Source organism: Thermodesulfobium sp., assembly GCF_053498235.1.
On the sequence record NZ_JBRCUV010000052.1, the window covers coordinates 1 to 7,705 of the forward strand.

At 32.9% G+C, this 7,705-nt stretch carries 7 protein-coding genes and 2 pseudogenes; 6 read left to right on the forward strand and 3 right to left on the reverse strand.

Annotation, left to right across the window (positions count from 1 at the left end; genetic code table 11):
- Positions 1-285 precede the first annotated feature (285 nt).
- From ACWIUX_RS07530 to ACWIUX_RS07540, 3 genes and pseudogenes are all read right to left on the reverse strand, one after another.
- Positions 286-438: pseudogene (locus ACWIUX_RS07530) on the reverse strand (transposase); the annotation flags it as partial.
- 9 nt (positions 439-447) lie between these two features.
- A pseudogene (locus ACWIUX_RS07535) lies at positions 448-651 on the reverse strand (transposase); the annotation flags it as partial.
- A gap of 193 nt (positions 652-844) precedes the next feature.
- Positions 845-1,219, reverse strand: a complete 375-nt coding sequence (locus ACWIUX_RS07540; RefSeq protein WP_448590116.1) for a carbonic anhydrase — start codon at positions 1,217-1,219, stop codon at positions 845-847.
- A 772-nt stretch (positions 1,220-1,991) separates the two neighbouring features.
- Between ACWIUX_RS07540 and ACWIUX_RS07545 the strand changes: the two genes are divergently transcribed.
- The 6 genes from ACWIUX_RS07545 to ACWIUX_RS07570 all read left to right on the forward strand — a co-directional run bounded on the left by ACWIUX_RS07545 (position 1,992) and on the right by ACWIUX_RS07570 (position 7,500).
- Positions 1,992-3,314, forward strand: a complete 1,323-nt coding sequence (locus ACWIUX_RS07545) for a hypothetical protein (RefSeq protein ID WP_448590117.1) — start codon at positions 1,992-1,994, stop codon at positions 3,312-3,314.
- The gene (locus ACWIUX_RS07550; protein WP_448590118.1) at positions 3,274-4,002 is read left to right on the forward strand and encodes a hypothetical protein; all 729 of its coding nucleotides are present in this window, start codon (positions 3,274-3,276) and stop codon (positions 4,000-4,002) included. Before ACWIUX_RS07545 ends, ACWIUX_RS07550 begins: the two co-directional genes overlap by 41 nt.
- Positions 4,003-4,142: 140 nt before the next feature.
- Complete coding sequence (locus ACWIUX_RS07555) at positions 4,143-4,511, forward strand: GtrA family protein (protein ID WP_448590122.1); 369 nt, start codon at positions 4,143-4,145, stop codon at positions 4,509-4,511.
- Positions 4,512-4,539: 28 nt separating this feature from the next.
- Positions 4,540-5,718, forward strand: coding sequence for a nucleotide sugar dehydrogenase (locus ACWIUX_RS07560; protein WP_448590119.1), 1,179 nt, complete (start codon positions 4,540-4,542; stop codon positions 5,716-5,718).
- Positions 5,719-5,766: 48 nt separating this feature from the next.
- Positions 5,767-6,789, forward strand: a complete 1,023-nt coding sequence (locus ACWIUX_RS07565; RefSeq protein ID WP_448590120.1) for an NAD-dependent epimerase/dehydratase family protein — start codon at positions 5,767-5,769, stop codon at positions 6,787-6,789.
- Positions 6,790-7,500 carry a glycosyltransferase gene (locus ACWIUX_RS07570; protein ID WP_448590121.1) on the forward strand — a complete coding sequence of 237 codons (711 nt, stop codon included), beginning with the start codon at positions 6,790-6,792 and terminating at the stop codon, positions 7,498-7,500.
- The last annotated feature ends 205 nt before the right edge of the window (positions 7,501-7,705 follow it).

Here is a 7,705-nt window from a genome sequence, read left to right on the forward strand (position 1 = left end):
GGGATCATATTAAAGATTTAGAATTAGAAAATAACAGAGTTTTTTTAAACCATAGACGGTTCTTTGACACTTTCTATGTCTTATAATTTTTACAAACCCTGAATACAGGCCATTTTTTGGCAATAATTTGTCAAATTTGACTATGAGAATATTGCGTAATATGTTATAGTAGTGGGGAACAAGAGGGATTAAATATGAGTTTGTGTATATCAAGGTCTAAAAATTCTGCTTGAACCTGTCAAGTATTTTGTGTAAACTAAAATCTGATGTGTCTGGACACCCTACATCTACGAAAATAAACGGATAAAACTTCTTTAGGGCTCTGTTTCTAAATTCATGTACCATAGGGACAATTCGCTCTGTGATTTTAGAAACAGTTTCATGGCTTAAATTGAAGCCGTAAATGTCCTGGATGGTCTTTGAGATATCCCTTTGGGATTGTCATTGTAAATCTTTTTTAACTTCAAGGTTAATACCTATTGCAAAGTGTAGGTTCCTATTTTTATAGAAGCCATTTTCATCTTTAACTTTAAAGACCATTGCATCCATATACACTATTGGGTAGACAGAATTTAATGTTCTATTTTGCCATTCTCTTATCTCTGGTATTACCTTGTCTGTAATTCTGACAATAAGGGAAGAAAAGAGCTTTTATCAGCATTGAGCAAGTTGAGATTTATATTTTTTAAACGAGGTTGGGTGTAACTGATTCTATCAGTTGGATAAATTTACAGAAAAATTGGACGTGATCTGTTGTTTTAATTAAAGACATAAATAATTGCCATATTTCAGAAGTTCTTGAAAAAGTCAAAGAACTAGGAGTATACATATCTATAATCTATATTTATATATTAATTTTTTCAACCTGCCAGCGTTCACTTACCCAAAGACCAATAATTTCAACGTTATACCAGTCCTTGATTATGTCTATGCATTTTTTTATTTGCATAATTTGAGTATTCATATTTTCTGGATTTCTGGCACAGTCATAGTGACCTACTATTGCAATAAGTTTCGAACCGTGAACGTTTATGGAAATATTTAATCTTTCTTTTATGGAATTTATAAGACAACTATTTGAGTTTTCTGAAATTACTTTGATTGGCCCTGCTTCTGTGATCATGTCTACATATTTTACGCCATACTTTGCCTTTATCCAGCTTATAACAGGTTCCTGTGTTCTACCATCCATACAGTTTACAGCGCTTGCGAAATCCATATTAACACCTCATTTGTGTTTATTATTATTTTACAACGTTTAATGAAAAAGGTAAAAAAATTATCGCTTGTTATCCCTGACAAGTAACTTCAGAATTACTGCTGGTTAGTTTTTAAAAACCAACAGCAATGCACTCTGAGCAAGATGCTCACGGTACCACAAAAAAGCTCAGGATACTATTATGGGTTTTTTGCTTATCAAAAAGTTTGATAATATATTATTATTAAATTTATTAGATCAAACTTTTTCTTAGTGGAGGGATCATATTAAAGATTTAGAATTAGAAAATAACAGAGTTTTACTGAAATTAGTAAGAATATAAGAGTATAAGTTGATAATAACTAAAGTTGATAAGGTGAATAATTAAAATTGTTTAAGATTAGTAAAAAGTATCTTTTTTCAATCATAGTTATATTTCTTTCAATTTCATTGGCTTTGCCAAATTTTACATCAATCTTTGGTTCTTCGGCTAATACTTTAGATCCTTCTTGGAGCTGGTTTTTTAGGTTATGCCTTTTCTAATAATTTTCAATGGGGCACTAAAGTAATATTTACCTATGGACCTCTTGGATTTTTAGATAATAGCTATTTTTATAGTAATCATACTTTATGGTTTTTGTCGGCTTTTGCCAATATACTTGTAAGGGTATTATTTAGCTTAATATTTGCCTATTTTGCATATTCATATACTCTAAAAACTAATAATAAATATGACATTATATCTTATGATACATTTCTATTTTTGATATTCCTAGTATTTATTAGTATAAATGTGACAATTATTCTTCCTATTTCGACACTTTTATACCTGATTGCTACATTAATTATCATAGATGTTTTTAGCAATAATTTTGAAAGTATGAATATAAAATTGTCTATAAGATCTGCTATTTCAGGATTCTTAATGGCTTTTGGTTCACTTGTTAAATTTAATGTTATGCCTTTTTCAATAATTATTCTTTGTATATATCCATTATTATGTGTGTATAATTGCAATAAAAAAAGGATTTTATTTGAAAGTTTATTTGGATTATTTTTTTTCGCTATAACTTTCTTAATGCTTTATATGCTAATTGGACAAAATTTATTTAACCTATTTGCTTTGCTGAGGGGAATATATGAAATAATAATAGGCTATACCTCTTCAATGTTTATATACGGAAGCCATTTTCAAAATATTGTAGCTATAGTTATACTTTTTTATTTTATATTTTTATTATTTAAGGCTTACAAAAACAAAGAAAAGAGATTATTTTCTCAAATTTTGTTGCTTTTGTTGGTTTTATTTTTTTCATTTAAGGAGGGATTTGTTAGACAAGATCCCGGAATAGTTGGTGGACATGCCTTATTATTTTTCTCAATCTCTCTAATTTTAATAGTTTTCACTATTTTAATTTATTCAAGATTGAAATTACCAAATAATTTTATAAATATAATATTATTTCTGTTAGTATTTTATTTCAATGTTGTAGGTGGTTCAATCCATTTAAATCTTTATAGGCCATTTAGTAATCTTAAAACGCTTGTAGAACTTGTTTTTAGTATTGATAAAAGAAATGAACTTCAAAATATATCTGATAATTATATACGCAACCGATTTAAAATTGATTCTTCTATTCTTCAATCTATAAAAAATAAAACAGTAACAATAATCCCCTGGGATCTTATGATGGCTCAAGGTTATAATTTTAAATTTATCCCACAAATTATCCCACAAGCCTATTCTGCATATACTCCATATCTTGATGAGCAAAATGCAAAGCAATTAGGTGATAGCAATGCTCCACAAAAAATAATTTATACATTTGAGGATATTGATGGGAGATATCCTTTATTTACAGAGCCATATACCTTTATGACAATCTTATCTTGCTATAAGACTGAAATTCCAGGGAATAGATATACCCTTTTTACAAGAAAAAACTCATGTCAAAATTTGAATTTAACTTCGATATCAAGTATCAAATCTGAATTAAATCAATGGGTTGATCTGCCTTCAAATGCTGATTTTATGGATATTAATATAACTCCGACATTTCTATCGCATATCATAGATGTTTTTTACAAACCTCTTAGCTATATATATATCTTTTAAACTTTCAGACAATACAATAGCAGGTCCATATAGATTTATCCCTATGGTATCTAAAGACCACCTTTTCGTAAAATATTTTATTAGAAACCAGAACGATTTAAATGACCTAATGAGTGGAAATGCTTACAACCTTTTAAAAATACAATCTTTTAAAATCACTACAAAAAGAAGGTATGGTATAAATTTAGATTATGATAATAGTTTTAGTACAACTTTTTATAGTTCTGACGCAAAATTTAAGGATATTACTTTCCTAATTCAAAAAACTCATTTATTAAGCCAGAATACTAAATATTATATAGAGTCTATTACACTAAATAATAATAAGTCCTTGTATAACTTAGCACAGAATCCTACACAGCCAACTGAGATAACCGTAACCAAAAGCAATAAGGATGATTTTATCCAGATATCTGGATGGGCAGTAGACAGTATTGCAAAAAATGAAGATAGAGGAGTTATTGCAGTAATTGATAATAAATATTTTTATCCATTTCAAACTGGGAATCAAAGACCTGATGTAAGTAAAGCTTTTAGTAATACAAATTATGAATATTCTGGATTCAATGGTTCAATACCTCTTAATGAATTAAACGCTGGAAAACACACTCTAATCTTAAGAATAATAAATTATGATGAAACTGGTTATTATGAATCTAAGCCAATAGAATTAAATATTGAAAAGTAATATATAATAAGTAAGAGTTAGCTTATCTGTTCATAAATTTACTTATCTCAACCAGTTGGAGGGATCATATTAAAGATTTAGAATTAGAAAATAACAGAGTTTTTTTAAACCACAAAGAAAGAGTTTTTAGATTTATCGTAATAGGTTTAATTTCTGCTGCCTTTAACTTTTTTCTCATATACCTTTTTATTGACTTTTTCAAGATGAATTCTACCTTTTTAAAAAACCTTGCAAACTTTGTTGCATTAATTCTTAGTATCCTTTTTGCCTTTTTCTTTCATAGAGCCTTTACGTGGGGAGATTGTACATTTGAGAGCGGATATAGATTGCTAAAACAGATCTTTCTTTTTTATTCTTCAAATGCACTTGCAATATTTATTAGGACTATTTCTTTTGCTTTATTTGACTACCTTTTTAAACTAAACTACTTATTAAACGTTGCAATCGGTATAGGGATAGCCTCACTTTTAAACTTTGTGGTTTACGACAGAGCGATATTTAAGAGATAATACTATTTAACTAATTTTGGAGGGAAAATTGAGCTTTAAATATGACGTGTGTATAATTGGCGGATTAGGTCATGTGGGACTACCTTTAGGACTATCCTTTGCAAATAAAAATTTAAAGACAATTTTGTATGACATAAACAAGGACGCAATAGAAATGGTAAAAAATAGAGTAATGCCCTTTATGGAACGTGGTGCTGACAAGATACTAAATAAAACCATTGATAATACCCTTTTCGTTACTGACGATAGGGAAGTAATTAAGGATTCCAAATTCATAATCATAGTTATAGGAACTCCAGTAGATGAGCACCTATCACCTAACTTTGTGCTATTTAGAGATTTTCTGTCAAGATTTATCAAACTCTTTTCAGACAACCAACATATAATTTTGAGAAGCACTGTATACCCTGGTACCACTGAAAAGATAATAGATTATCTCAGAAAGAATAACCTGAAAACAAGGGTATCCTTTTGTCCTGAAAGGATTGCTCAGGGCTATGCTATCTCAGAGATATCCTGCCTTCCTCAGATAATCTCATCTGAAGACGACGAGTCCTTTTCTGAGGCAAGTAATCTCTTTAAGGCCATAACTTCTGAAATAATAAGGCTTTCGTTTATGGAAGCAGAGTTAGCAAAGCTTTTTACAAACGTCTACAGGTATATAAAGTTCTCTATTGCAAATCAGTTCTATCAGATTGCTACTCAGAATGGCCTTGACTTCTACAAGATTTACAAGGCTATTGTGTATAACTATCCTAGGGCTAAGGACTTTCCAAAGGCAGGCTTTACAGCAGGGCCATGTCTTTTCAAGGACACTATGCAGTTAGCTGCCTTTAGCAAGAACAACTTCTTCTTAGGACATGCGGCTATGTTAGTGAATGAAGGACTGCCGTATTTTCTGGTCGAGCAACTAAAGCAAAGGTTATCTCTTGAGAACAAGGTAGTGGGTATTCTTGGCATGGCCTTTAAGCCAGATAGTGATGACAAGAGGGAGTCTCTTGCATATAAGCTAAAGCATATACTTGAATTTGAAAACTGCACGCTTCTTTGCTCTGACCCTTACATAAAGGATAATAGATTTGTGACTGAGGAGGATCTTATCAAGAATTGCGATATCATATTCATCGGCTGTCCGCATAAAAGATACGCTAGTCTAAATATTCCTAGTGACAAGACAGTAATAGATGTTTGGAATATGAGAGAATAGTGATAAATCATATACTATTCACAAAAATACTACAAGGAGGCAAGGGTAATGAAGATATTTGTAACTGGATCTGCTGGATTCGTAGGGGGTTATCTTGTAGAGGAGTTGTTAAATAACGGCCATGAGGTGGTTGGGATAGATAACTTCTCAAAGTACGGAGAACTGTCAAAGAGTTATGATAACAACCCAAGATATACGTTTATAAAGGGTGATGTAAAGGATACAGCTCTTTTGAAGGATCTAATCTCTGACTGCGATCAGGTAGTGGCTGGTGCTGCTATGATAGGGGGTATATCCTACTTCCACAAGTTTGCCTATGACCTCTTAGCTGAGAACGAGAGGATAATAGCCTCTACCTTTGACGCTGCTATCTGGGCATTTAAAAACAAGAAATTAAAGAAGATAAACGTTCTCTCTTCATCAATGGTGTTCGAAAATACAAGCGTTTTTCCTACCCCTGAAGGAGAAGAGAGAAGATGTCCACCACCATCTTCCACATATGGCTTTCAGAAGCTTGCCTGCGAATACTTTGCTCAAGGTGCATGGGAGCAGTACAGACTGCCATATACTATAATCCGACCCTTTAACTGCATTGGAATAGGAGAAAGACGTGCCCTATCTGATGAGAGCATCATGTCTGGCAATGTTAAATTGGCAATGAGCCACGTAGTCCCTGATCTGGTTCAAAAGGTTTTGAAAGGTCAGGATCCTCTTCATATACTGGGCAGTGGGAATCAGCTAAGACATTACACGTATGGGGGAGACCTTGCAAGGGGTATTAGATATTGCATTGAAAATGAAAACGCTATAAATGAGGACTTTAACATATCTACCTCTAAAGCGCATACCGTGCTTGAATTAGCCCAGATTATCTGGAAAAAGGTTCACGGCGACTCAAAACCCTTTAGATATGTATCTGATGAACCCTTTCCCTATGACGTTCAGAAGAGGTCTCCTGACGTCTCAAAGGCAAAGAGGCTTCTAGGCTTTGAGGCAAAGGTAACCCTAGAGGATGCCTTAGACGAGATAATCCCCTGGATACAAAAACAAATTGAGCTTGGTAAGATCTGATTGAGTAAAGACTTAACCCTTGGAATAGTAATCCCTGTTTACAACGAAGGGAATAACATATTAAAGACTCTCTATGAACTAAAGGAGAAAGTAAACGTATACAACAAAGTTTACGTTGTCTATGACTTTGAAGAGGACACAACGCTAAAAGCTCTAAAAGGAGTTAATCTAAGAGATTATAAAGTATCACTCCTGAAAAACAAATACGGCACAGGTGCCCTAAACGCTATAAAGACTGGCATAGAGGAGTCCACTGAAGACGCTGTTCTGGTAGTAATGGCAGATCTATCTGATGATTTGTCTGTAGCTAGTAAGATGTTTGACTTGATAAAAGATGGATATGACGTAGTCTGTGGCTCAAGGTATATGAAAGGCGGCTCCCAGATAGGCGGTCCAATAATTAAAGGACTTCTTTCTAGATTGGCAGGCATTAGCCTGCACTATCTTACAGGTATTCCTACCCACGACGTGACAAATAGCTTCAAGATGTACAGTAGAAATGCTCTGAAAAGGATAAATATAGAGAGCACTGGCGGCTTTGAGATAGGTATGGAGATTACCGTAAAGACATTCTTGAACGGTGGAAAGATAACTGAAGTTCCTTCTACCTGGAAAGATAGAACTGATGGCAAATCTAACTTCAAGCTCTTTAGATGGCTTCCAAAATATATAAAATGGTATGTATATGCAATACTTAAAAGATACTTTTAGATCTTATGATAATGTGAAACTCGAAAGTCTATTGTAATAAGAATATTTCTGAGAGTTACACGCGCTGCATAGTAGACCAAATATTCTGCTTGGTAACTGTAAAAGCAAAAAACTGTCCACGAGCAGGATGCTCGTGTTACTATGAGATGCTCGGGGTACTATGGGGGGATTGCAATACTACCAGCTGATAGAATCAGTTATACCC

Bases quoted from the DNA above. Each gene is read 5' to 3' on its own strand.
- ACWIUX_RS07565 (WP_448590120.1), top strand. From the start codon at position 5,767: ATGAAGATATTTGTAACTGGATCTGCTGGATTCGTAGGGGGTTATCTT.
- ACWIUX_RS07540 (WP_448590116.1), bottom strand. From the start codon at position 1,219: ATGGATTTCGCAAGCGCTGTAAACTGTATGGATGGTAGAACACAGGAA.
- ACWIUX_RS07550 (WP_448590118.1), top strand. From the start codon at position 3,274: ATGTTTTTTACAAACCTCTTAGCTATATATATATCTTTTAAACTTTCA.